The sequence below is a fragment of the Zobellia russellii genome (genome assembly GCF_044597075.1).
GTDB classification, from domain to species: Bacteria; Bacteroidota; Bacteroidia; order Flavobacteriales; family Flavobacteriaceae; genus Zobellia; species Zobellia russellii.
This window is the reverse complement of record NZ_CP139000.1, coordinates 3,711,983-3,737,284: the sequence shown is the minus strand read 5'-3', so window position 1 is coordinate 3,737,284 and position 25,302 is coordinate 3,711,983. Positions and strand designations below refer to the sequence as shown.

Here is a 25,302-nt window from a genome sequence, read left to right as displayed (position 1 = left end):
ATCCTTTCTACAAAAGGCCTAAAATGCATAACGCTGTGGCCCGCCGCGGCGTATTTCCTCACTTGCAAAAGCTTCAAACTTTTTAAAGTTCTCCCTAAATGCGTTCGTTAACTTAAAGGCTGTAGTATAATAGGCCTGATCATCGTTCCATGTAGCTCTGGGGCTCAACACTTTTGTTGGAACACCAGGGCACTCTCTTGGTTGCGCCACTCCAAAAACGGAATGAATATGGTAATCGTCATAATTGTACAAACCTAAATCGCCATTAAGGACAGCGTTTATCATAGCACGGGTATATTTTAGCTTCATGCGCGTCCCAACACCATAAGGACCTCCGGTCCAACCTGTGTTCACCAACCATACGTTAACTCCGGCATCCTGCATTTTCTTGCTTAACATTTCTGCATATTTTGCGGGGTGCAAAGGCATAAATGGCGCGCCAAAACAAGCCGAAAATGAAGGTATGGGCTCTACAACCCCAGCTTCCGTACCGGCCACTTTAGCAGTATAGCCAGATATAAAATGATATGCCGCCTGGCTTGGCGTAAGTTTAGATATTGGAGGAAGCACCCCAAAGGCATCTGCCGTTAAAAAGAAAATATTTTTTGGGTTCTTTCCTATGGACGGTCTTTGAACGTTCTCAATATGATAGATAGGGTAACTTACTCTTGTATTCTGAGTAATGGAAGTATCGGCAAAATCTACATTGCCAGCTTCATCCATAATAACATTCTCTAAAATTGCACCTTTTTTTATGGCACCAAAAATTTCCGGCTCGTTCTCTTGAGATAGGTTAATGACCTTTGCATAACATCCCCCTTCAAAATTAAAAACGGCATTTTCATTGTTCCATCCATGCTCATCGTCACCGATCAATTTTCGGGAAGCATCCGTAGACAAGGTAGTTTTTCCAGTGCCCGAGAGTCCAAAAAAGATAGCCGTATCACCTTTCTTGCCCACATTTGCAGAACAATGCATTGGCATGGTATTCTTTTCTACCGGGAGTATAAAGTTTAAAGCAGAGAATATTCCTTTTTTGATTTCTCCCGTATACCCGGTTCCTCCTATTAAAGCTATTTTTCTTGTAAAGTTTAGAATGGCAAAATTATGTTGTCTTGTACCATCTACTTCGGCATTGGCCATAAAACCCGGGGCATTTACTACGGTCCATTCCGGTTCAAAATTCTTTAGTTCTTCTTCCGTAGGACGAATGAACATGTTATATGCAAATTGATTGGACCATGGATACTCGTTAATTACTCTGATGTCCATCCTGTAATTATGGTCTGCACAAGCATAACAGTCCCTAACAAACAATTCTTTCTCATTTAGATAAGCAATGACCTTATCATATAAAGCATCAAATTCAGAAGGTTCAAACGGAATATTTATATCGCCCCACCAGACCTTTTCTTCGGTTATGGCGTCCTTAACAATAAAGCGGTCTTTAGGAGACCTTCCGGTAAACTCCCCTGTGTTTACTGCCAAAGCACCGGATGATGCTTTTTTACCCATTTTTCGCTCTAGCGTAATGGCTTCTAATTCTGATGGCGATAGCTGATAATGTAAATTATCGTGCGTTATACCGTACGATTTTAAAGAAATAGATTTTCCCATTTTTTAAAGAATTGTTAGTTGAGAGTTTATTTTAGACGTCAAAATTATCAAAATAATAATTCAACACTCCTTAAAATGAGAATTTATTAGTCAAAATGTTTGAAAAGTCGATAACCAAATATACTCCAACCAATAATCAACAAGGTCCCACCAAGTGGCGTTACCAGCCCAATGACCTTAAAATCAAAACTGCTTAAACTATTTGTTGCCAACAGATAAATTGAAAAAGAAAAACAGATAATACCTGCTAAGAGAAAATAGAAAATCAATTTTTTACTAGCTTCGGGCAACTGTTTCATACTACCCAAAACAAGCAAAAGCAATGCATGGTACATTTGGTATTTTACACCCGTCTCAAAAGTTTGAATAGAATTGGCATCTACTAATTTTTCCAATCCATGGGCACCAAACGCACCCAAAATAACCGCAGTTACCCCTAATGCAATTCCCGTTAGACATATTGTTTTGTTCATAACTTATATGATGTATTTTTTTATAAATATAACAATCACTACCTTAGTCTCTCGTTATACATATTAAAAGTACAAAACTAAATGTCGCGAAATATACTTGTTATCGGAGCAGGAAAATCCACATCGTACCTTTTGGATTATTTCTTGGAAAAATCTGAAGAAGAAAAATTACATCTTACTATTGGCGACCTTAATCCGGAAAACCTGCCCCAACACATACGGGACCACAAGAACTGTACGGCCATCCATCTGGACATACAGAATGAAGAAGATAGAAAAAACATCATTTCACGCTCGGATATTGTGGTTTCTATGCTTCCCGCATTTTTACACAGCAAGATTGCCGCAGACTGCGTTGCCCTCAAGAAACATTTGGTAACCGCATCTTACGTAAGTGACACCTTAAAGGCTTTGGATGAAGAGGTTAAGCAAAAAGGTCTTGTTTTTATGAACGAAGTTGGTCTAGACCCCGGAATAGACCATATGAGTGCCATGCAGATTATTGATAGAATTCGTGATCAAGGCGGAAAAATAGTATTGTTCGAGTCTTTTTGCGGTGGACTCGTCGCCCCCGAAAGCGACACCAACCTCTGGAACTACAAATTTACATGGAACCCAAGAAATGTAGTGCTAGCCGGCCAAGGAGGTGCTGCCAAGTTCATCCAAGAAGGCACGTACAAGTATGTTCCTTACCACAAACTGTTTCGTCGTACGGAGTTTTTTGACATTGAAGGTTACGGACGTTTTGAAGGCTACGCCAATAGAGATTCTTTAAATTACAGGGAAGCCTACGGTCTACAAGATGCACTTACCCTTTATAGGGGCACAATGCGCAGGACCGGATTTTCCAAGGCTTGGAATATGTTCGTACAATTGGGAATGACCGATGATAGCTATACGCTCGAGAATTCCGAGAACATGTCCTACCGAGAATTTACGAACCTATTTCTGCCGTATTCCCCAACGGATTCGGTAGAACTTAAACTACGTCACTACCTAAAAATAGATCAGGATGACAGTATGTGGGACAAAGTACTGGAACTGAACCTTTTTGACCAGAACAAGACTATACCCCTAAAGAATGCCACACCCGCGCAAGCGCTACAGTATATTCTTGAGGATAGTTGGACGCTAAAAGATTCCGATAAGGATATGATTGTTATGTACCATAAGTTCGGTTATGAGCTACACGGCCAAAAACACCAAATAGATGCCAATATGGTAGTTATTGGAGAAAACAGAACTCATACGGCCATGGCCAAGACCGTGGGCTTACCCGTTGCCATAGCCACTTTGGCCATATTGAACAAAAAAATCACTACGCCTGGTGTCCAAATTCCGATTAAAAAGGAGGTCTATGAACCTATTTTAAAAGAACTCAAAACCTATGGTATCGATTTTAAGGAATATGAAGTGCCGTATTTAGGGTATAATCCTGATTCTGTGTCCAATGGCGAATAGGCATCCTTCACATTTCGACAATGAAGAGGAAACATCTTTCTACAAAATTCAAACAATAATAGCTACTTTTACCATCAATTTGAAACTCAACTCATGAAACTAGGTAACGATAAAGTTAAAATTGACGGTATTGACAAGAAAATTCTAAGGTATCTCATGGAAGATGCTAGAAAACCCATTCTTGAAATAGCCCGAAACATTGGTATATCCGGTGCCGCAATCCACCAACGTTTACGAAAACTGGAGTCTTCCGGCCTACTCTCAGGGTCCAAGTTTGTTATCAACCCTAAAATTATGGGGTACCATACCATGGCCTATATTGGCATTTACCTAGATAAGGCCATGAGCAACCCCGTTGCGGTCAAGCAACTGGAAAAAATTCCAGAAGTGCTTGAATGTCACTACACTACGGGGAATTGGTCTATCCTCATAAAAGTACTCTGCAGGGACAATGAGCACCTAATGCACGTATTGAACAAAGAAATTCAACAAATAGAAGGGGTATCCCGTACTGAGACCTTTATTTCCTTGGCCCAACAAATTGATCGACAAATTCAGATATAATGTTTGGATTAAATCTAAATAAGGATTATTTTTGTCCCCAATGGAACGCATTCATTCATCACAATACTATACATTTTTCCAATCCGATAAGGAAAGATGCTTTTATATAGACCTGGGTCAAAAGGTAGTGCGTTTATCGTTTTGCCAACTGCTTGCCTTACGCCAGAGGGTTTGGAGCATAAACATTGAAGACCATTTTGATGAGGACAAGAATCCGCATGGTTTTGAAATTTTATCCCTTTGTAATAAAGAGCACCTTTTTGTTTTGAATACCCTCGAGGTTCTTGACCTTAAAGAATTGCTTACCGGTGTATTTTTCTTGCTTGATATTGCAGCTCAGACACCTTCCCTTACCTCAAGAGGCTAAACATCCTATTTTTAATCAGTCTAAAACCAGTTATAAATTGGTTAAAGGCCTAGTTATACGCATACTTTATTGATAACTTTACGTTAAGTAAAGAAAAAGACAATGAAAGATATAGCAAGACAACAGATGAGTATTAAGGTAGAGAGCATGGATATGCTCAACGCCCAAATACAAATGGAAGGAAAAGCATCTGCATCATATTTAGCCATGGCATCATGGTGTGACCAACGTGGTTATTTAGGAAGCGCAGACTTTTTGTACGCACAAGCGGCAGAAGAAAGAGAACACATGATGAAGATTTTTAAGTTCGTGAACGATTGTGGCGGTAACGCCCTATCTCCCGAAATTGGAAACGTAAATCACGATTTCTCTTCATTGGAAGAAATTTTTGAAACTGCTTTGAGCCAAGAAATTGAGGTAACCAAATCTATAAACAGTATTGTTGCTTCGGCCAAAAAGAACAATGACTTTGGTGTGGAGAACTTTTTACAGTGGTTCGTTACGGAACAATTGGAAGAAGAAAAAACAATGCGTGATATTCTTGACCTATTCGAAATTATGGGTCGCGATGGTATCGCCTTAAAATTTATAGACGAGCGCATTAAAGCGGAATAAAATATTAGATTAACTCAAATTAAAAAGGCTGTCCAATTCATTTTGGACAGCCTTTTTAATTGCTTTATCGTCTTTGAAACTAATCTCTACTACCACCGAATACTTGCATAGCCCAATACGCCAAAGTAGCCAATGAGCCAATTGCCGCTACTAAATACGTTCTTGCCGCCCATTTAAGAGCATCTTCCGAACCTTTGTATTCTTGTGGTGTTACTACATTCTTGGCTTTTAACCACGCTAAGGCACGGTTACTGGCATCGTACTCCACAGGTAAAGTAATTAAGCTGAATAACGTAGCCATACCCATCATCACTAAACCGGCAACTGCAACATATCTCCCTAAACCAGCACCACTGGCAGCTCCTAGCATAAGTCCACCAAAAACAACCCACATAGATAATCCTGAAGTAACACTAACAACAGGCACCAATTTAGAGCGCAAGGTCAACCATTCATAGGCCTGTGCGTGTTGTACCGCATGGCCACACTCGTGAGCCGCTACAGCCGCTGCGGAAGCGTTTCTTTGGTTATACACACCTTCACTTAAATTTACGGTCTTGTTTTTTGGATTGTAATGGTCCGTAAGCATACCAGCCGTAGAAACGACCTTAACATCGCGAATACCATGATCAGCCAACATTTTCTCGGCGATTTCGGCTCCGCTCATGCCATTACTCAAATGCACTTTAGAATAGTGCTTAAACTTGCTTTTAAGCTTACTACTTACCAACCAGCTTACCAGAGCTATGGCACCAATCAATATATAATATCCCATCATAATTTTATTCTTATTAAGATTTGAATTTAAAGATAATCAAAAACCTTTCATTTTGTTAACGCTCACTTCAGCCGCGCTTACTTTGTCTATAATACTATGCGGATTGGATGTTGCCTAATCAAAACGAATACTTAACTGATCTAGTGAAAAGCAAAAACCTCGCCAAATCAATTTTGCGAGGTTTTGAAGTTTTATGCTGCCAAAATGTCTTTGGCTATTTGTACTTGAATTTTAAAATCAGCATAAATAAAAGCAGAAATGCTGTTATGCCGTTTGCCAGTGTAACGGGCAGACTACTTATTAATATACCGTATGTAAGCCATAACACAACCCCAATAAAGAGTACCAAATAGGTGGTGAGCGAAATGTCTTTGGTAGACTTATCGCGCCACGTTTTATACACTTGTGGCACGTAACCTGCCGTGGTGAGAATAGCGGCCGCCAACCCAAGAATTTCAATGTAATCCATAATCTATTTAGTTGACGACTTTATATTTTCTACCCTACGATATTAACTATTTTTCCTGGAACAACAATCACTTTTTTAGGCGTTCGCCCTTGTAATTGTTGTTGTGTTTTTTCATGGGCCATTACCGCAGCTTCAATTTCATCTTTGCTCAAATCCAAAGGAAGCTCTAGTTTAAAGCGCATTTTTCCGTTGAAGGAAACCGGATACTCCTTGCTGCTTTCCACCAAATATTTTTCCTCAAATTTTGGAAAGGCCACGGTAGCTATAGAACCTTCATGACCCAAAAGCTTCCAAAGTTCTTCTGCAATATGTGGTGCATAAGGCGATACCAAAACTGCTAAGGGTTCCAAAACCGCACGGCTATAACATTTCTGTGAACTTAGCTCATTAACGGCAATCATAAAAGTAGATACCGAAGTATTAAAACTGAAGTTCTCAATATCTTCCTCTACTTTCTTGATAGTCTTGTGCAAGGTCTTGTAGCTGTCTTTTGAAGGCTCGTCTTCCGAAACCGCAAAAGCACCCTCTGCCCCTGAGTGGTACAAACGCCATAGTTTTTTTAAGAAACTATGCACACCGGTAATACCTGCCGTATTCCAAGGCTTGGATTGCTCCAAAGGCCCCAAGAACATTTCATACAAACGCAATGAGTCTGCCCCGTACTCCTCACAAATAGCATCGGGATTAACCACGTTGTATTTGGATTTGGACATTTTTTCTACCTCGCGAGAGACTTTGAAAGTACCGTCCTCTTCTGTTATAAAAATAGCATTGTTATATTCTTCTCGCCAATTTTTAAAAGCTTCAACATCTAATTCATCTGAAGAATTCACAAAAGAAACATCAGAATGCATTGGAGAAAACTTGAACTCTCTTGGAGAAAATTGACCGTGATTATAATCGTTGAGTATAGATTGTAATTGATCTATAATCTTATCATCTTTTAAGGAATCAGAAACAAAAATTTGTGGGATGTTCGAAAAATTCTCATTCGCATCAAAATCACTATTTGTAGGCTTAATTCCCCAAAGATTTCTTTTTACAAAAGCACTTGTCCCCGTAATCATCCCTTGATTGATAAGTTTTTTAGCAAACTCATCTTTGGGTACCAAACCTAGGTCAAACATAAACTTTTGCCAGAAACGGCTGTACAGCAAGTGGCCCGTAGCATGCTCGCTACCACCAATGTACAAGTCCACATCTTGCCAGTAATCAATGGCTTCCTTTGAGAAAATTTCATCCTCGTTATTCGGGTCCATATAGCGGTTAAAGTATTGCGAACTACCTGCCCAACCCGGCATGGTATTCAACTCTAGCGGCCATACGGTTTTATGGTCTATCTTATCGTTAGAAACAACTTCATTGTTTACGGTATCCCAAGCCCAAACGGTAGCATTGCCCAAAGGCGGCTCCCCGGTTTCGGTAGGCAAGTATTTATCAACCTCAGGTAATTTTATGGGCAAATGCTCCGCAGCGATCATTTGCGGCATACCCTCTACGTAATACACCGGAAAAGGCTCGCCCCAATAGCGCTGACGACTAAAAACGGCATCGCGCAAACGGTAGTTGATCTTACCTGTACCCGCACCAATTTTCTCAATCTCTGCAATGGCTTTTTGAGTTGCTTTTTTATAATCCAATCCGTTTAGAAAATCGGAATTGGCAATAACGGTCGTATCCTTATCCGAAAAAGCTTCCTCGGAAATATCAACCCCTTCAAAAATATTGGGAATAGGAATGTTGAAATGCTTCGCGAAGTCATAATCGCGCTGATCCCCACATGGTACGGACATCACCGCTCCGGTTCCATAACCCGCCAATACATAATCTCCGATCCAAACCGGAATAGGTTCCTTGGTAAACGGATGCTCTGTATACGCTCCCGTAAATGCACCGGAAATGGTCTTTACATCTGCCATACGGTCACGTTCCGAACGTTTTGCCGTAGCTTCTATATAGGCCTCCACCTCAGCTTTTTGTTCCGCAGTAGTAATCTTGGCCACCAAATCATGCTCCGGGGCCAAGGTCATAAACGAAACCCCAAAAATAGTATCGGGCCGTGTAGTAAAAACTTCAATGGGATAAGAGGTCTGCACTTCATCGGTGGTAACGGTCTTGAAAGTTACGGAAGCACCTTCACTCCTACCAATCCAATTGGTCTGTGAATCTTTAAGCGGCTGAGGCCAGTCTACCGTATTCAACCCGTCTAACAAACGTTGGGCATACGCACTGATACGCATACTCCACTGTGTCATTTTTTTACGGATCACCGGATGACCACCGCGCTCTGAAACACCGTTTACAATTTCATCATTGGCCAGAACCGTTCCCAAAGCAGGACACCAGTTTACCTCACTTTCCGCCAAATACGTTAAGCGGTATTGCAGCAAAATTTCCTGTTTTTTCTTATCCGAAAAAGACTGCCAATCCGCTGCGGAAAATTGCGCAATATCTTCATCACAGACCGCTTGTACATTAGCATTTCCTTCCGCCTCAAAAACAGCAATCAACGTCTCTACAGATTCGGCCTTATCCGTTGTTTTATTATACCAAGAATTGAAAAGTTGAATGAATATCCATTGCGTCCACTTGTAATATTTAGGGTCCGATGTACGCACCTCACGGCTCCAATCAAAAGAAAACCCAAGTTGATCCAACTGTCTACGGTAAGTAGCAATGTTCTTTTCCGTAGTAACCGCAGGATGCTGTCCGGTCTGTATGGCATATTGTTCCGCCGGAAGGCCAAAAGAATCGTAGCCCTGTGGATGCAAAACATTAAAACCCTTGTGTCTTTTATAGCGTGCATAGATGTCACTGGCGATATATCCTAACGGATGGCCCACGTGCAATCCGGCCCCGGAAGGGTAAGGAAACATGTCCAACACATAGTATTTTGGTTTATCGGAATTGTTCTTGGCCTTGAACGTTTCGTTTTTGGCCCAAAAGTTTTGCCATTCCTTCTCTATTTTCCTAAAATCGTAGTGCATCTGATATCTTTCTTTTCAATGTGGCGCAAAAATAAGTTTATTCAATTTACTTTCCTAAATTTACGGTCGCATACACGAATATGGGCAAGTCTTTTGAACAGTATCAGAAACAAAAATTGATATCATCGTACTTTTCGGTGGTACTGAGCATTGCATTGGTGCTATTTTTATTGGGTATTTTGGGGCTTTTGGTCATCAACACCAAAAAAATGGCCGATCACTTTAAGGAGCAGATCACGATTTCTATTTTTCTAAAGGACGAAGCCAAGGAGTCAGAAATTGACCAACTTCAGAAAAACCTGATACAGGAAGAACATACCAAAAGTGCCGTGTTCGTTTCCAAAGAGGATGCCGCCAAACAACATAGCGAGGAAATTGGCGAGGATTTCCAGAATTTTTTGGGGTACAATCCGCTTAAAAACTCCATAGACGTACAGTTACGTGCAGATTTTGTAACCCCACAGGAAATAGATTCATTGGCTACCAACCTTGCCAAAAAGACCTATGTGGAAGAAGTAAGCTATGACAAACCTCTTGTTGGCCTGTTGAGCGAAAATGTAAAGCGCATTAGTTTTTGGATCCTGATTGCCAGTGGCGTACTTACTTTCATTGCCATTTTACTTATCAATAGCTCTATACGGTTAAGCATTTATTCCAAACGTTTTATTATCAAAACCATGCAAATGGTGGGAGCCACTAAGACTTTTATACGCCGGCCCTTTATTTGGATGAATGTAAAACTGGGCATGTTCGGCGCTTTAATTGCCCTACTTGCCATTACAGGCGCATTATATTATTTGGATAAAAATTTTCCGGAACTAGAACTCTTTAAAGATGTTGAACAATTGGGCCTGTTGTACGGAGCCATCTTTATTCTGGGCATCTTTATTTCCTTGATCAGTACATTTTTTGCCACGCAACGGTTCCTGAACCTAAGAACGGACGAACTGTACTATTAATCCCGTAATTACTAAAAACACCCTCCAAACAATAAACCTTTACGACCATAAACTTTTTTAAGTAGAACTTCGTTAAATTTGCAGCATGGGTAAGAAACAAAAAGAACAGAACGGCCAACCGGCCAAGCAAGAATTTATATTTCAGAAAAAGAACTATACGTTCTTTTTTGTAGGCCTTGCCTTTATTGCGGTAGGTTTTATACTTATGAGCGGAGGTGGTAGTGATGATCCCAATGTTTTTAATGAGGACATTTACAGTTTTAGAAGAATACGTTTGGCCCCTACCCTTGTACTTATTGGTTTAGGTATTGAGATATATGCCATATTGTTGAATCCGCACAAGAAGAAAAATTAATTTTGGACACGTTAGACGCCATCATTCTCGGTATCATTCAAGGATTGACCGAATTTTTACCCGTATCATCAAGTGGACATTTAGAGTTGGGGAAAGCCATTTTAGGCGACCACTCCGTACCCGAAGAAAGTCTTTTGTTTACCGTAGTACTCCATTTTGCAACTGCCCTAAGTACCATAGTTGTCTTTAGAAAGGATATCTGGGAAATCATTAGCGGCCTATTGAGTTTTAAATGGAACGAAGAAGCCCAATTCTCCGTAAAAATTATTCTATCTATGTTGCCTGCAGTTTTTGTAGGCCTCTTTTTTGAAGAACAACTGGAAGCCTTCTTTGGAGGCAATGTTAGGTTCGTTGGCTTTATGCTATTGATTACCGCTGTACTCTTGTATTTTGCGGACAAAGCCAAGGACACGGATAAAAAAGTAAGTTTTGGCAACGCTGTGGTCGTAGGTATCTCACAGGCCATTGCCATGCTGCCCGGTATCTCTAGAAGTGGCGCTACCATTTCTACTTCCGTACTATTGGGTGTGGACAAGACCAAAGCGGCACGTTTTTCTTTCTTAATGGTAGTTCCCCTTATTTTTGGTAAAATTGCCAAAGACCTTATGAGCGGCGACCTAAATTTTGATGGAGGAAATAATGTAGCCATGGGCGCTGGTTTTATTGCCGCGTTCGTTGCGGGTCTTGCCGCCTGTACCTGGATGATCCAATTGGTAAAAAAGAGTAAACTTTCTTATTTTGCCATCTACTGCCTTATTGTGGGACTGATCGCTATTGTTTACGGCTATATGAGCTAGGCCAGTTTCAGTTTCATTGAACAGGGATTAATACGTTTTATATGGATTCTCGCACCCAAGAAGATTTTCTTGCCGGACAAATATTGCTAATAGACAAACCCCTTGGGTGGTCTTCTTTTCAGGCCGTAAACAAATTAAAATGGGTCATTCGCTCAAAATTCAAACTAAAGAAGTTTAAAATTGGGCATGCAGGAACTTTGGACCCCTTGGCCACCGGCCTATTGATTATCTGCTGCGGAAAATTCACAAAAAAAATACCCGAGCTTCAAGGGCAGGCCAAAGAATATACGGGTACCATTACTTTAGGGGCCACTACCCCTTCTTACGATTTGGAAACTGAAGTTGACCAAACCTACCCTACCGAACATATTACCGAAGCACTTCTTCAGGAGACCCTTACCCAATTTATAGGTGATATTGAACAACGTCCTCCCGTTTTTTCGGCTTTAAAAAAAGATGGCAAACGCCTTTACGAGTATGCCAGGGAAGGGAAGGAAGTTGAAATAAAAACGAGAAGCGTAAACGTTTCAGCCTTTGAAATTACCGAAATGAAACTCCCAAATGTTAAATTTAGGATAGTTTGCAGCAAAGGCACTTATATTAGGTCTTTGGCACATGATTTGGGGCAAGCACTACAAAGCGGTGGGCATTTATCAGAGTTAAGAAGAACCAAAATAGGCGACTATAACGTAAATAAAGCCATTGCCCCCAACATATTTGCGGAAAATCTACTAGGAAAAACATCAGAATCATAAAAAGAACACCCTAGCCTTTCCGTTCAACGAATAATTAAAATATATTTTTAAAATTGTGGTTATACCACTATGACATTGAACCGTAAACATTTAGCGTTCCTTATTACCATCTTTTCCATGTCCATTATTGTGTTGGCACTGTACAACATACATTTGGGCCAGGATAAAGAGCAGGACGACTATGTGGTAGAAATGATGCTTGAGGAAGATATTGAAGAGCTTCTTGAAGAAAAAGAGGAGTTAGAGCAAGAAATTGAAAAAGCAGACCCGATAAAGAGCCATATGGCCTATAACGAAACTGCAAAACCAAGCTATGGCAATCCAGAACCTTTAAAAACACTTGAAGAGCTTTTGGAAGAAAAATTAGCTTCAGAAAACAGTGAAGACTCTAACGAGCAACTTACAGACTCAGAATATGCAGAGCGCGTAAAAGAGCTGAAAAAGAAACGCCAAGAGGCCAAACAAATGCTTGGCGAAAAAGAAGCCCAGAAAAAGGAATTCACCAACAACTTGGCCAAACGCCGTACATCTGTTTCCTATTCATTGGTAAACCGTAGCAACTATAGATTACCTCCCCCAATCTACACTTGTATTGAAGGAGGAAAAGTTGTAATTAACATTCAAGTTGATGCAATGGGTAATGTTGTAGATGCCGATTATAATGCAAAAAGCTCCGGCACATCTAACGGATGTTTAATAGACAACGCCATTGCCTATGCCCTTAAGGCTAAATTTAGCTCCGGCGAAAAATCGGTTCAGAAGGGAACGATTACCTATCTATTTCAAGGGAAGGCGCGCTAATAATTCTTTAAGCGTAGATTGCCCTTTATCCTTATTGTACCATTGTTGAATCTCCTCTTTGATCTCAGGCAATAGCTGTCCATGTTTTTCTTTATGATCCGCCACTAGTTTTGCCGCAGGAGCCGGTCTTGGCCCCCAATCTGCCAAAACCTCTTGATTCTCTGCATCCCAAAAAATTAATTTAGGAATAGACATTCCGCCGTTGGTAAGAAACTGGTTCATGAGATCTACATTCTCATCCCGTAAAACCACTTTAAAATCCACGTGGTCATTAAGCTGGGCCACTTTATTGATTACCGGTAAAGCGGGAGCGGCATCACCACACCAACTTTCCGTAAGGACTATCAACTGTATTTTTTTATTCAATTTGGCAATTGTAGCTTCGTCTTCCGCACTAATCTTTACGGTTTTATCAAAACGTTTCATACGGCGGTCATTAAGCATCGTGTAATTGGCCAATGCTTCCGTTTGTACCGGACCTGTTGAGCGTCCTTCTAAAGCCAGCTGATTTACCATAGCGCGGTAATCTTCATAAGAAACCGCTTGTGAAAGGGCTTTTTCTATTAGTTGGGAAACGTTTGTTTTGGTAGTAGGTGTTGCCATTGTATTCGTCTTTAATTTATAACAAAGTTAATAGGTTAAACATACAAGCTTGGTAACTTGGGTAACATTGGTAGGGCTTAATTGCAAAAACTTACAAAATACCCGATACAGTGCATATCATATAGAAAAAGTCCGCTATGCAAAAGCATAACGGACTTTTAATAAGTTTACTATTGCAGTTTATTTAACCTCCAAAAGTATAAATTGATTTAACTGCGGGCCAAAAGCACTAAAATTATTATCGGCCACCAAAACTAGGGAACGATTACCGTTTTCCAATTGGGGGCCAAAAGTGATACCCTCAATATTATCTACCACACCATCCGTTAATTGATTTCTGACCGTCTCAAAATCGAACACCAACTTCTTGGTCGCTCTTGTGTAATCCGCACCCTTAAGGCTATCCATATGGCTTACATCGGTAGCTTTGGAAGCATCTACGTCATAAATTTTTACATTGTTACCTCCATCAGCATAACCCGTAGAAAAAGAACGCTCCAAAACCAAAAACCGGTCCATATCATATTCTAAAATTTCAACCACTCCATTTACCGTAAAAGACGATTCATCAAACTTTCTGGCAATGGGATCCAGTTCATAAGCAAACTCTTTGCCGAATGCCCCGGAACTATTTATGTACGCTATCCTTACCGGTGAATCCGTATCCTCTAACACAGGTTCCGGACCGTCTTGCACAAGGGGCAATTCCATTGAAGCCCAGTATCCCTTTTTATCATAGGAAACGGATAACCCCTCAATAACGCCATTGTGACGTGGCCCACGATTCTCATCTCCGGACACTTTAAATTTTTCGGATAAAGCAATGCTAGACTTATAGGTACCGTCCAAACCGGCAACACGAACAAAAGGATCTACACCTCCTTTAACGTTCCCCTCGCTAGACCATAACACACTACCCCCAGGTGTAATCCGGATGGCTTCAGGATCAATTTCATCATCTGAAAAAGGCAAATTACTACCGTTCAACAATTCCGTTACGCCATTAATGGTTACCTCCTTAAACTGGTTTTCACCAAATGAAATATCAGCCGTGTAAAAACGGATAGGCGCCTTTGGATCATCACTGATCATATACCATTTACCATCTGCGTAATCTATAGCAGATAGCCCACCTACAGTTGTATTGGCATACGCCGCTCCATCTGGCAAAACATATTCATCAAGAAATTCTATGCTCTCAATTTTATTGGTAGTAGAACCGCCATGACCTATAAAATCATCTATGTGTTCACAGGATATAATAGTGGTAAGAATAACCAATCCGACTATTTCTAAACTAAATTTTTTCATTTTTTATGTTTTATTAGTTCCGCAAGATGCCATATAGATTTTAGAAGCGGTTTAGCTGTAGATTACGATTAGATTAAGGTTGTATTATTTTGAAATCCCGCATTCCGCAACACCCGCGACCCCCACTAATCTTAATATTCACCTAACGTTAACTTGACTTTTCAAAAATAGATTTGTGGGTTCCGATAAAGATAAATGTAGATGAGCTATGAAAAATATTCGACCCCAATTACACAAAAAACATGAGTTTTGCTTCTATAGTTATTTAAAAAACAGCGGAAACCCCAGTTTTTTCACATCGGTTAAAGAGGTAATTGTTCCCAAAAACGAAATTATCTATAAACCGCCTTTTGCAGAAAACTATATGTACGAGGTGGTACAAGGCGTTGTTAAGTTAGGCGGCTATTCAGAAACCGGAGAAGAGAACACCTTTGACGTTATTTACTCGGGCGACTATTTTGGCAACCTAAAATACTTGAACGGACAGTTTTTTGAGTTTTCAAAAACACTGGTAGACAGCAAAATACGTGTTTACGATTTGGCTTTTTTTAAAAAGACCATTATTGAAAATCCAGTTACTTCGGAATGGTTCATTGCCTACCTTTTAAAACGATGGTGTCTTGCCGAAAAAAAACTGGGACAAGTAAACGAGAGATCCACTTTTCAAAAGCTCGAATTCCTAAAATCCCACTTTAATATTCCCGTGTTGGATATACACGGAGAAGAACACCTTCTTTACAACTTGCTGACCCAAAAGGACAAGGGTGACCTTATAGGGGCCACCCGCCAAACTATTGCCAATGCACTAAAGAAAAAATCAGTTTTTATTGGTTAAGATTCCGGGGTAAAGTACACCGTTTTTAGTTTTAAAATTGAGTTGCAACAGCTCGCTAACAACTGGTGCAATATCTTCCAATCCCATTTTTTCAATTTTTTTGCCCTTATATATTCCCGCTCCAAAGGCAATAAAACCGGTTTCTATTTCTTTGAAATCGGGAAAAAAACCGTGGGTTCCGCCCCTTCTTGGCGTTAACACGTCTCCATTTGCTCTTGATGACATGGCAACACCCGGTATAGGCGCCAACGCGAGCACTGCATTGGGATCTGCACCAATACCATCTAGTTCGTCTCTTTCTACAACTCTAAATAATTTCTTGATCGAAGCTGGTAGTCCATTTAATTTTGCACGTACCTTGGCAATACTTTTTTTATCGCTCTTATCTTTCAACATTAAAAATGCCGATGCTCCTGATGTATGAAAACTAGCTTTCCAGTTGCCACGGTCTTTTTGGTCTTCCATTAAACCTTCCTCAACTAACCAGATATTTGGATTTAAAGCAGAGTGAATATCAACAAAGCCATGATCTCCCGTAATAATGAACGTAGTTTTATCAAGAATATCTGCTCTTTCCGCAGCTTCCATTATTTTACCAATGGCCCGATCCACGGCAGCAATAGCAGTAAATACCTTTTCTCCGTCCCTACCTTCCTCATGTTGAAAATGATCGGTAGCTATTAAATGCAGCGTCATTAAATTGGGTTTATATTTTTCCAAAGTATAGGCCGCCATTTCACCCGTTCTATCTTCGCGATTTAAATAATCGCCATTAAAGGTTTTCTCGTTCAGTTTTCCCAAAACTTCTTCTTCCATTTCCTTTAAAAATCCCTTAGGATTCTCTTTGGTACGCATAGATTCTATTCTACTCACCTTACCGTTTAACAACCAGTATTCCGGAATATTATAATCAATAGGAGCCCCTACGGATACGGGCCAAATAAAACTAGCACTAGTCTTTCCTGCGCTTTTTACGGCATGCCATAACGTTTCTGTCTGTATAAGATTACTTTCCCAGTACCAACGGCCTGTCTGCCCACCTTCTTCAAACGGACTATTGTAGTATACACCGTGTTCCGCAGGATACGCACCTGTTATTATTGTAGTGTGAGAAGGATAGGTAACAGAGGGAAATACCCCTCTTACCCCCATTGCAGCAGCACCCTCGCGAACCATCTTTTTTAGGTTTGGAGTAGGCCATTTATCCTCTAGATAGAAATTAGGCCTAAAACCATCTACCGATACCAAAACTACGTGTTGGGTCAAGCTCTCTTCTTGCGCCCTTCCATACTGCACGATTATCATAACCAATGCAAATGCTAAAAAAATACTCTTTTTCATGTCCTAAATTAGATTGTAAAAACTAGAGGGGCCAAACAATTTTGACGCCCTCTAGATTGAGAAAAAATAAAAAATACGATTAGTTGAATGTATATCTCGCCCCTAGCTGAAGCCTCCATGGCGTACCATTAATAGGCTCAGTACCGGCACCCGTTTGAACGGAATAATCATAAGCTTGAGATGCTTGATCAAAACCGTTAATGCGCATAAAATCGCGTCTTCTTCCAAAATTATGGGTTCGGCCCCATTCTTTGTTCAACAAATTAGCAAAGTTGAAAACGTCTACGGACAGTTCAAGACCTTGCTTTTTATTTTTAGTCTCAAACCTCTTTTGAAGCCGTAGATCAACAGTTGCCGCAAAAGGGTTTTTTCCACCGTTACGTTCCGCAAAACCACCATAACTATTTCTCAAATATTCCTTGAAATTCTCAGGAGTTTCCGGATCGCTCAATATTTGATTGTACCCATCTACAATAGACTGTGGCGTATTAGGGTCGTTCGGGTCAAAAATATAGGCTATGTCATTCCTTAGGTTAAAATCTCCATTGGCGCTGGTGTTATCATCTACATGCAAAGAATACCGCGTTCCTCCTTGGCCAATTACTGTTGCTCCAAGCGTAAACCCTTTCCACGTAGGGGTAGCGCCATTTACGACCATTTTGGTATCAAAATGATTATCTGAATACCCATAGTTCAAATCTCTTGGATCACCTTCCACGGGAATAAAGGTTGATGTATTGGCCACACAACAGTTATAGGAAGAGTTATCTTTTGATCGGTTAAAAGTCATACTCGCATTTAAGTATCCATCTTGGCCAATCTGTGCCGTACCTTCTATTACAAGGGCCACATTATCTAGAACACCATCAGAAGTTAGTACTAAAGTTCTACCCACTTGGTCAGAAATTCTAGAATTTGTCCAATCCGTTCCTCCATTTTCAGAAATGGTATTTGCAGGAACAAAGAGTTCCCTACCCTGAGGCGTAACAAAGTAAGGCTCCGCTACAAGATTGGCTTCTTGATAAATATAATTATTACTGGTATGGCTATAAAGTGCATTAAAACCAAGGCTATACCTCTCACCAAAGAAGTGCGTATAACTCAAGTTGGCCTTGTATATAGTGGGAACCTGAAAATCTTTACCAACCGCGTTTATGGTTGAAAAAGGAGTAACACCCGCCGGTACACCCGGAACCGTGCTAGGGTCATTACGGTAGGATTCAAAGTCCGGAGTAGGAACACTGGCCCCGGTAACATCAATAGCACCTAACAGCGTACCACTGTTCTGTATATTGTTTACTTGTGCGTAATAATGAGGCTGCGACGAAAAAATACCTCCCCCCAATTTAAAGATATCCGTATTCTTTCCCTTTAAGTTATACGTTAATTGAAATCTAGGCTGAATATTATTGTAGTCATCCAATTTTTCATTGGTACGAATGTTCAGTTCATTAAACACTACAGGATTGAACTCTGCCTCATCTAAAAACTTGGTAGCATCCCATCGTACACCTGCAACCAAATTTAGATCTGGTGTAATATCGGTTTCCAACTGAGCGAACAATGAAAGATCTAAGACGGTCTGTTTAACAATAGGAAGGCCTTGTAGAGGTACTTCCCTAGCATAACGCGAAGCTATTTGATTTTCAAAATCATCTAACGAATCAAAGAAAAAACGACCGTTTTGCTCGTTGGAAAGTAAGGTTTCCAAATTGGTAATCATATTATCCGTACCAAAAGTAAGGTTGTACTTTCCTGCATTTACGTATGTGGTATTCGTAAACTGAATTTGGTTTTCTTGATTGGTTTCCGGAGTAAATCGCTGCCCACCCAATTGTACGCTCCTACTTCTAGTATTTCCATTTGGCAAAACCGATGAAACCTCAACAATAGCCCTTGGAATATTAGATTGGGGAAGCTCGGAGTTAGGGGTAAAAGCACGTTCTGCATGTTGGTATTGAAACTTAAACTCATTGGTTACCTTAGAGCTCAACATAGATCTAAGAGACAACATAATGCTGTTTTCCTGAGACTCAAAATCAGAATAAGATTCAGCAACCTGTATATTGGAATTGTCACTTACACTAAAAGGGTTCTCCCATTTATTGTATAAGTTTCTAACGGTTAAACGATGCTTATCGTTAATCTGCCAATCTAACCTTAGGAACAAATTGTTTGCTTCGGTTTCCCGGTCAAACTGTCCTACTTGTTGGGAGTTGCTTAGACCGTAAACATTGCGGCCAATATCTAAAAAGCGCTCTAAGTTACCCGAAGTAATACCTAATCTATTTTCATCATCTGCATTCTGTATTTCGGCAATGCTAGTGGGCTCTCCTGCATCCTGTCTTTCAAAAACGGCAAAGAAGTGCAACTTATCCTTTACGATTGGGCCACCAATACTTAAACCGTATTGTGAGTTATAGAAATCTGCATCCCTCTCCTGACCTTGAATGGTATACTTACTCTGTAAACCATCTGCACGATGATAGAAAAACGTACTCCCGCTAAACTCATTGGTACCCGCCTTGGTTACCGCTGAAATTGAACCACCACCTTGTCTACCCTCTGTAACATTGTAGTCATTGGTAGAGACCTCAAATTCACGAATAGCCTCTTGTGAAATAGTGTATGGACCACGACCAATTTCACCGGCCGTTAAGGTATTTCTAGCATTTAGACCATCTATGGTAACGTTTGTAGATGTTCTACGTTGCCCTCCCAAATTTATACTTCCCGCACCTTGTAATGGGGACAAACTGGTTAAGCCTGTAAAGTTTCTACCTTCCGTAGCCAGTTTTTTTATTTGTCCCGCTCCAATTTTTGTAGAAGCTCCAATTTGCTCAATTCTTTTATACAAACTGTTAGATGAGACTACTACCTCATTTAAAGCGGTAGAAGATTCCTGAAGCACAAAATGCACCGTAAGGGCATCACCTAAATTCAGCATAAAACCTTCTTGCTTGGCATCGGCGAAGCCTAAGTATTTTGCCGTTATTTCATAAGGACCTCCCAAAGGCAATTGTAATATTTTAAAGGTTCCATTCTCATTGGTTATAGCTCCTGATATAAAACCTGTAGAAGTATTCTTAAGGATAATTTCCGCTCCTAATAAAGGTTCTCCGGTAACGTCCTTTATAGTCCCGCTTACAGATGCGTTCGTTGCTTGGCCAAAAGACATATGTACTGCTCCAAAAAACAGGAACAAGGTCATTATTCTTAAATAGCTTAAGTAATTTGTTTTCATTTCTTTGTAGTGGTTTTTGAAAAATTAAAGCGGCAAAATTACCCTTAACCCCTACCTCTCCATGTTAGTTTTTAACATTGCGTTTCTTCTTAACTTTAAGTTTATAGTTTCTTAATACTTAACAGACAATAGGCAATTGTATAGGTCATAGCCGTAACCTTTTGATGATAAAGGCGTATTTTTACAGCTCAAATTCTCAACATGGAAAAACAAAGATGTGGTTGGTGCAAAGGAGATTCGCTTTATGAAGCTTATCATGATGAAGAATGGGGATTTCCCGTAAAAGAAGACGATACACTATTTGAATTTTTGGTCTTAGAGACCTTTCAAGCCGGATTAAGCTGGATTACCATTTTAAGGAAACGCGAGAATTTTAGAAAAGCATTTGACAATTTTGACTATAAGAAAATAGCTTTATACGATGAAAATAAAATTCAGGACTTGCTCCAGGATGCAGGCATCATTAGAAACAAATTAAAGGTTAGGGCAACAGTTTCCAATGCTTTAGCGTTTATGAACGTGCAAGAGGAGTTTGGAAGTTTTAGCAATTATATATGGGAATTTGTAAATCACTCTCCCCTTAAAAGCAGCTACGAACATTACAAAGATGCTCCCGCTACAACAAAGATCTCGGATGCTCTGAGCAAAGATTTAAAAAAAAGAGGTTTTAAGTTTGTAGGCAGTACCGTTGTATACGCTTTTATGCAAGCCGTAGGAATGGTAAACGACCATGTAGTTTCTTGCTTTAGGTATGATGAAGTCTAAATTGTATAAAATTTAATTGTTATGAATTTTAAGTCCGTCTCTTTTCTAGTCCTATTTTTCACTTTTTGCACTAGTATGGCCTTTGCACAAATAAAAGATGAGCGCGAGCATCGTATTAGAAAATCTCAGTTTCCCGAAAACGCACGCCTATTCATACATCAAAAGCTGATAAATGCCAAGCGCATTCGTTTTTACAAAGAGATAGATGGTGATAAAATAAGCTATGAGGCCAAATTTAAAAAAGACCGTTTAAAATACAGTATTGAATTTGATGCACAGGGCAAATTAGAAGATATTGAAATTACTATAACCTCAGTAGACATCCCTAACGAGGCTTATGCAAAGATAACTTCGTACTTGGAGAACAACTTTAAAAAATATCGAATACAAAAAATTCAACAGCAGTATATTGCCGATGAAAACGATATTGACCAGACCTTGAAAAACGCCTTTCAAAATCTAATGTTACCTTCCATAAAATACGAATTGATCATTGATGGAAAGCGCGAAAAAAGCTTTGAAGAATTTGAAATACTTTTTAATGCCGAAGGCAAGTTTGAACTGATTAAAAAAGCGTTACCACCAAACTATGACCACGTACTCTACTAGAACGCTTTTTATTGTTTTTAGTCTACTTTTAAGCAGCTTAGGTTACTGTCAAGAAAATACTACGGGCTATTTTGAGCCCGATATTTCGCTCAACTATAAGGTAACCCCAAATTACTCACATAACTTTAAGATTGCCCAACGGGCCTATATTTTCAAAGACGATTTTAAATATCAAGTAAGACAACTGGACCTCTCTCATTTTTCAACTTTTAAAATTGGGTTTGAGCAGAGTATAGCCCTAGGCGTACAATATAGATTTAGGGATTCTTTTGATACTCTGGGAGAAAACGAGTTGAGAATAACCGAACAGTATAAGTTTTCACATGCTTATGAAAATATAACCGTAGGGAGCCGTTTACGTGCCGAACAGCGCATAAGCCCATCACAAACAGTTCATCGTTTTAGGTATCGCTTATCTATTGATGCCCCGTTAAAAGGAGAAGAATTGGATATTGGCGAGCCTTATGTTTCAGCATCTACAGAATCCTTATTGAGTGTAGCCAAAGGCAACAAACCTGTTTATGACCAAAGGATTACCTCTCATATGGGCTGGCTATTAAACCGGGAAACCAAATTAGAAGTGGGTGGAGAATATCGTGCGGAGCATTACACCCATGAAACACAACATATTTTCTTCTTATTGACCTCTCTTATTTTCAGCCTCTAAGATTTTAATGAATTCTTTACGCGGAATTTCTTCTGCTCCAAGGCTTTCTAAGTGATCGGTATGTATTTGGCAATCTATAAGTTTATAATTTTTACCTTCTAACTCATGGGCCAGATTAATAAAGGCAAATTTTGAAGCATTGCTAACCTTACTGAACATACTTTCCCCACAAAAAACCGTACCCAAGTCTATACCGTAAAGTCCTCCTACGAGCTCATCATTTTCCCATACTTCGTACGAAGTGGCAAACCCATTTTCATGCATTTTTAAATATGCATTCTTCATACTTTTGGTAATCCAAGTACCGTCTTGATCGTGTCTTTTTATACTGGAACACGCCTCTATTACCTGCTTAAAACAAGTATTTTTTGTTAGTGTAAAACGGCCGTCCCGCAGTATTTTGCGCATGCTTTTGGAGACTTTTATTTTATGGGGAAATAAAACCATTCGTGGGTCCGGGCTCCACCATAGAACCAATGAATCATCATTGAACCAAGGAAAAATTCCACTTTTATAGGCCAGTAACAAACTTTCTACAGATAGGTCTCCGCCAGCTGCCAAAAGACCATCATAATTAGCATGCTCCACAGCGGGAAACGCCAACTGTTCAGACAAAAAAACTATAGAATTTCTGGATTCTTGGTCCTGCACTTTTGGGGTTATGAGATATACAAAAATACAAAAGCCCCATTAGACTTTATATCCTTGGGGCTTTTTAACATTACGATTAAAACGTTTGACTCCTAGAAAGGCAAATCGTCGTGATCTTCTTCGTTAAGGTTATCGGCAGGCTGAAAAGCTTCCGCTGGTGGAACAGGAGGCATTCCCGGTGCACTTTGCTGAGTCTGAACGCCTTCAATTCTCCATCCCTGTATAGAGTTAAAATATTTAACCTCACCTTGTGGGTTGGTCCACTCCCTACCTCTTAAGTTGATGCTGATTTTTACATCTTGACCAACACTAAAGTTGTTTAACAAGTCCGTTTTGTCCTGTACGAACTCTACCATTATATGCTGTGGATATTGCTCCTCTGTAGTTACTACTATCTCGCGCTTTCTAAACCCATTGTTACCAAACGTTTGGGTTTCTCCTACCATCTTTACTTTTCCTTGAACTTCCATGATTATGAATTATATGTGAACTAATTTTTATAGCAATAAAAGTAGTTTTAATCGCATAATCCACCTAAAAAAACAAACAGAAGTTATTAAAGGTTATGAGCTATAGTTTATAAAAGAACTTTATGCCCAAAGATGGGTTTGGACCAAACCTTTTACCTATATCTTCATAAAGAGAAGTATACCACTCCCTAAAGATATCCGCACTCTGCTGATTAACAATATTAGTATATGCACTTGTACGCCAGCGCAGGCCAATACCCCCGTAGAAATTGATACCCGCTTTTTTTCCCAGATTTAACAGTAAACCAAATTTTAGGTGGAAACCATACTTTTGTCGTGTAAAATCCGCTTGGTCCTAGGTGTAGTTTTCTGAGCCTCCCGACTGGTAATCACCATTTAAAAAAGTATTGGACTGATCTATATAAAACAACTCCGCCGCTAGATATTTTAAAGTTTTTAGTTTAGGGTTAAGTACATAATAAAATTCAGGTCTCACTTCCCACAAGCGATAACTCTCGCCTAAATTTTCATTTAAAATAGCCATTCCTTTACTACCATAGCCCACGTCCAGATCCATTTTCCAATGCCCCTCTATATGTTGAATATACCCCAAACGCAATCTAGGGGCATATGTGTCCAACAACGAGAAAGGGTTAGCGGTTATGTATGAATCCGACCCTATATGATGGGAGCCTCTATTTTCTTGGGAGAATATTTTTAAAGTGATGGCACAGCAAAGCAATAGGATAAGGACAGAAGGTTTCATTATGGGCAAATTTATGTGGCTATTATTTTGCCCTGAAACAGTTTAATTTGATAAAACCCTACTAAAATACCGGTTTTCCAGTAGTTTTACTCTGCCAATAATGTCTTCCAAGCAGAAAGCACATCGTTTTTTCGCAAAAACTCCTGAGCTTTTAATTCCAATGGTTTTCTTTCCCCACCACTGATAAGCGAACGTATTTCTACATGTGCGGACACAAATTCTTGTACTGCATTCTGATCGGGAACTTCCTCTACATTACCCAACATGCCCAAATCGTTTCCGGTGAGCACACTACTTGTTCTTATGTGTTCTGGAATATTGTCTATACCAATACCTAAAGTAGAAAGGGGTTTAGGCACTTCAAAAAGTCCCAAATTGGCCCTACTGTACCAATTACCGCCCATACGGGCTACCTGATCTATTTTTCGTTGATCAATGGCACCGTTTTCATCCAAAACATCCGGGTCTATATGCACTTTAACTACCTCGGCAAAAATTAAATTTCCTGCTCCTCCCTCACGTCCCAAGGCTTCAACCTTGGTAACCTTACACTCAAACTGCACGGGCGATTCCGCCACTCTATACGGTTTTACAATATCGGAAGGCACCATGGTGAGTCCGGCCTTTTCAAATTCATTTACATCCTTTCCGTATTCCGTACTGGACAAGGACATTTGTTGTACCATATCGTAATTAACAATGTTGACCACTACCTCCATAGTTAATAATACATTCTGCAGTGTATGCTTGGTGGTATTGTCCCGCACTCTTCTTGCCGGTGAAAAAATCAACACAGGCGGATTGGCACTAAAAACATTAAAAAAACTGAAAGGAGAAAGATTAGGATGCCCTTTTTCATCTACGGTACTCGCAAACGCTATTGGCCTAGGCCCTACAGCTCCTAAAAGGTAACCATGTAACTGTGCGGTAGAAACCGCCTCCGGAAGTACTGAAATCATCTCTTTTGCCATGGCATAAAGGTAAGAAAATTGCCTGCATTAAATGCAAGACCCCAGATAGCCTATACACCATTTTCTTCTTA

At 39.9% G+C, this 25,302-nt stretch carries 26 protein-coding genes; 13 read left to right on the top strand and 13 right to left on the bottom strand.

Going from position 1 to position 25,302, the window contains the following annotated elements:
* Positions 1-18 precede the first annotated feature (18 nt).
* Positions 19-1,617, bottom strand: a complete 1,599-nt coding sequence (gene pckA, locus SJY45_RS15345) for a phosphoenolpyruvate carboxykinase (ATP) (protein ID WP_400071835.1) — start codon at positions 1,615-1,617, stop codon at positions 19-21.
* An 86-nt stretch (positions 1,618-1,703) separates the two neighbouring features.
* Positions 1,704-2,090 carry a DUF423 domain-containing protein gene (locus SJY45_RS15340; protein ID WP_400071833.1) on the bottom strand — a complete coding sequence of 129 codons (387 nt, stop codon included), beginning with the start codon at positions 2,088-2,090 and terminating at the stop codon, positions 1,704-1,706.
* Positions 2,091-2,171: 81 nt separating this feature from the next.
* On the opposite strand from SJY45_RS15340, the gene SJY45_RS15335 reads away from it, so the two are divergent.
* The 4 genes from SJY45_RS15335 (at position 2,172) to SJY45_RS15320 (ending at position 5,097) form a co-directional block, all read left to right on the top strand.
* A complete protein-coding gene (locus tag SJY45_RS15335) occupies positions 2,172-3,551 on the top strand; it encodes a saccharopine dehydrogenase family protein (RefSeq protein ID WP_400071831.1) in 1,380 nt (459 codons plus the stop codon).
* A gap of 93 nt (positions 3,552-3,644) precedes the next feature.
* Positions 3,645-4,115, top strand: a complete 471-nt coding sequence (locus SJY45_RS15330; protein WP_400071829.1) for an Lrp/AsnC ligand binding domain-containing protein — start codon at positions 3,645-3,647, stop codon at positions 4,113-4,115.
* A gap of 40 nt (positions 4,116-4,155) precedes the next feature.
* On the top strand, positions 4,156-4,482 hold the full coding sequence (locus SJY45_RS15325; protein WP_215438694.1) for a hypothetical protein: 327 nt from the start codon (positions 4,156-4,158) through the stop codon (positions 4,480-4,482).
* Positions 4,483-4,584: 102 nt separating this feature from the next.
* The gene (locus SJY45_RS15320) at positions 4,585-5,097 is read left to right on the top strand and encodes a ferritin (RefSeq protein ID WP_215438695.1); all 513 of its coding nucleotides are present in this window, start codon (positions 4,585-4,587) and stop codon (positions 5,095-5,097) included.
* Between the two features lie 79 nt (positions 5,098-5,176).
* On the opposite strand, the gene SJY45_RS15315 is transcribed toward SJY45_RS15320, so the two are convergent.
* The 3 genes from SJY45_RS15315 to SJY45_RS15305 form a co-directional block, all read right to left on the bottom strand.
* Positions 5,177-5,875, bottom strand: a complete 699-nt coding sequence (locus tag SJY45_RS15315) for a zinc metallopeptidase (RefSeq protein ID WP_400071827.1) — start codon at positions 5,873-5,875, stop codon at positions 5,177-5,179.
* Positions 5,876-6,089: 214 nt separating this feature from the next.
* Positions 6,090-6,344 (bottom strand): SemiSWEET family sugar transporter, encoded by a 255-nt coding sequence (locus SJY45_RS15310; RefSeq protein ID WP_215438697.1) that lies wholly within the window; start codon positions 6,342-6,344, stop codon positions 6,090-6,092.
* Positions 6,345-6,373: 29 nt separating this feature from the next.
* Positions 6,374-9,331, bottom strand: coding sequence for a leucine--tRNA ligase (locus SJY45_RS15305; protein ID WP_400071825.1), 2,958 nt, complete (start codon positions 9,329-9,331; stop codon positions 6,374-6,376).
* An 80-nt stretch (positions 9,332-9,411) separates the two neighbouring features.
* Between SJY45_RS15305 and SJY45_RS15300 the strand changes: the two genes are divergently transcribed.
* From SJY45_RS15300 to SJY45_RS15280, 5 genes are all read left to right on the top strand, one after another.
* On the top strand, positions 9,412-10,290 hold the full coding sequence (locus SJY45_RS15300) for an ABC transporter permease (RefSeq protein ID WP_215438699.1): 879 nt from the start codon (positions 9,412-9,414) through the stop codon (positions 10,288-10,290).
* Positions 10,291-10,375: 85 nt separating this feature from the next.
* Positions 10,376-10,645, top strand: coding sequence for a DUF3098 domain-containing protein (locus SJY45_RS15295; protein ID WP_215438700.1), 270 nt, complete (start codon positions 10,376-10,378; stop codon positions 10,643-10,645).
* Positions 10,646-10,647: 2 nt separating this feature from the next.
* Positions 10,648-11,442 (top strand): undecaprenyl-diphosphate phosphatase, encoded by a 795-nt coding sequence (locus SJY45_RS15290; RefSeq protein WP_400071822.1) that lies wholly within the window; start codon positions 10,648-10,650, stop codon positions 11,440-11,442.
* A gap of 41 nt (positions 11,443-11,483) precedes the next feature.
* Positions 11,484-12,197 carry a tRNA pseudouridine(55) synthase TruB gene (truB, locus tag SJY45_RS15285; protein WP_400071820.1) on the top strand — a complete coding sequence of 238 codons (714 nt, stop codon included), beginning with the start codon at positions 11,484-11,486 and terminating at the stop codon, positions 12,195-12,197.
* 117 nt (positions 12,198-12,314) lie between these two features.
* Positions 12,315-12,998, top strand: a complete 684-nt coding sequence (locus SJY45_RS15280) for a hypothetical protein (RefSeq protein ID WP_368506673.1) — start codon at positions 12,315-12,317, stop codon at positions 12,996-12,998.
* On the opposite strand, the gene SJY45_RS15275 is transcribed toward SJY45_RS15280, so the two are convergent.
* Together SJY45_RS15275 and SJY45_RS15270 are read right to left on the bottom strand one after the other, a co-directional pair.
* Entirely contained in the window at positions 12,975-13,601 is a 627-nt protein-coding gene (locus tag SJY45_RS15275; RefSeq protein ID WP_400071818.1) for a thioredoxin family protein, read from the bottom strand. The two genes, SJY45_RS15280 and SJY45_RS15275, sit on opposite strands and share 24 nt — an antisense overlap.
* A gap of 180 nt (positions 13,602-13,781) precedes the next feature.
* Positions 13,782-14,912, bottom strand: a complete 1,131-nt coding sequence (locus SJY45_RS15270; protein WP_400071816.1) for an esterase-like activity of phytase family protein — start codon at positions 14,910-14,912, stop codon at positions 13,782-13,784.
* Positions 14,913-15,120: 208 nt separating this feature from the next.
* Between SJY45_RS15270 and SJY45_RS15265 the strand changes: the two genes are divergently transcribed.
* On the top strand, positions 15,121-15,747 hold the full coding sequence (locus SJY45_RS15265; RefSeq protein WP_400071814.1) for a Crp/Fnr family transcriptional regulator: 627 nt from the start codon (positions 15,121-15,123) through the stop codon (positions 15,745-15,747).
* Here SJY45_RS15265 and SJY45_RS15260 read toward each other — a convergent pair.
* Both SJY45_RS15260 and SJY45_RS15255 read right to left on the bottom strand, forming a co-directional pair.
* Positions 15,730-17,088 (bottom strand): alkaline phosphatase family protein, encoded by a 1,359-nt coding sequence (locus SJY45_RS15260; protein ID WP_400071812.1) that lies wholly within the window; start codon positions 17,086-17,088, stop codon positions 15,730-15,732. The two genes, SJY45_RS15265 and SJY45_RS15260, sit on opposite strands and share 18 nt — an antisense overlap.
* Positions 17,089-17,167: 79 nt before the next feature.
* On the bottom strand, positions 17,168-20,332 hold the full coding sequence (locus SJY45_RS15255) for a carboxypeptidase regulatory-like domain-containing protein (RefSeq protein ID WP_400071810.1): 3,165 nt from the start codon (positions 20,330-20,332) through the stop codon (positions 17,168-17,170).
* A 201-nt stretch (positions 20,333-20,533) separates the two neighbouring features.
* Here SJY45_RS15255 and SJY45_RS15250 point away from each other — a divergent pair, with 201 nt between their 5' ends.
* The 3 genes from SJY45_RS15250 to SJY45_RS15240 are packed head-to-tail and all read left to right on the top strand — an operon-like array spanning position 20,534 to position 22,373.
* Entirely contained in the window at positions 20,534-21,097 is a 564-nt protein-coding gene (locus tag SJY45_RS15250; RefSeq protein ID WP_400071808.1) for a DNA-3-methyladenine glycosylase I, read from the top strand.
* A gap of 21 nt (positions 21,098-21,118) precedes the next feature.
* Positions 21,119-21,706: a hypothetical protein gene (locus tag SJY45_RS15245; RefSeq protein ID WP_400071806.1), complete on the top strand. Its 588-nt coding sequence runs from the start codon at positions 21,119-21,121 to the stop codon at positions 21,704-21,706.
* Complete coding sequence (locus SJY45_RS15240) at positions 21,687-22,373, top strand: DUF2490 domain-containing protein (RefSeq protein WP_400071804.1); 687 nt, start codon at positions 21,687-21,689, stop codon at positions 22,371-22,373. The genes SJY45_RS15245 and SJY45_RS15240 overlap by 20 nt, the downstream gene beginning before the upstream one ends.
* Here SJY45_RS15240 and aat read toward each other — a convergent pair.
* The 4 genes from aat to SJY45_RS15220 all read right to left on the bottom strand — a co-directional run bounded on the left by aat (position 22,344) and on the right by SJY45_RS15220 (position 25,219).
* A complete protein-coding gene (aat, locus tag SJY45_RS15235) occupies positions 22,344-23,024 on the bottom strand; it encodes a leucyl/phenylalanyl-tRNA--protein transferase (RefSeq protein ID WP_400071802.1) in 681 nt (226 codons plus the stop codon). The two genes, SJY45_RS15240 and aat, sit on opposite strands and share 30 nt — an antisense overlap.
* Before the next feature lie 92 nt (positions 23,025-23,116).
* The gene (locus tag SJY45_RS15230; protein ID WP_215438712.1) at positions 23,117-23,494 is read right to left on the bottom strand and encodes a DUF3127 domain-containing protein; all 378 of its coding nucleotides are present in this window, start codon (positions 23,492-23,494) and stop codon (positions 23,117-23,119) included.
* A gap of 355 nt (positions 23,495-23,849) precedes the next feature.
* The gene (locus tag SJY45_RS15225) at positions 23,850-24,260 is read right to left on the bottom strand and encodes a hypothetical protein (protein ID WP_400071800.1); all 411 of its coding nucleotides are present in this window, start codon (positions 24,258-24,260) and stop codon (positions 23,850-23,852) included.
* 86 nt (positions 24,261-24,346) lie between these two features.
* Complete coding sequence (locus tag SJY45_RS15220) at positions 24,347-25,219, bottom strand: flavin reductase family protein (RefSeq protein WP_400074364.1); 873 nt, start codon at positions 25,217-25,219, stop codon at positions 24,347-24,349.
* Between the last annotated feature and the right edge of the window lie 83 nt (positions 25,220-25,302).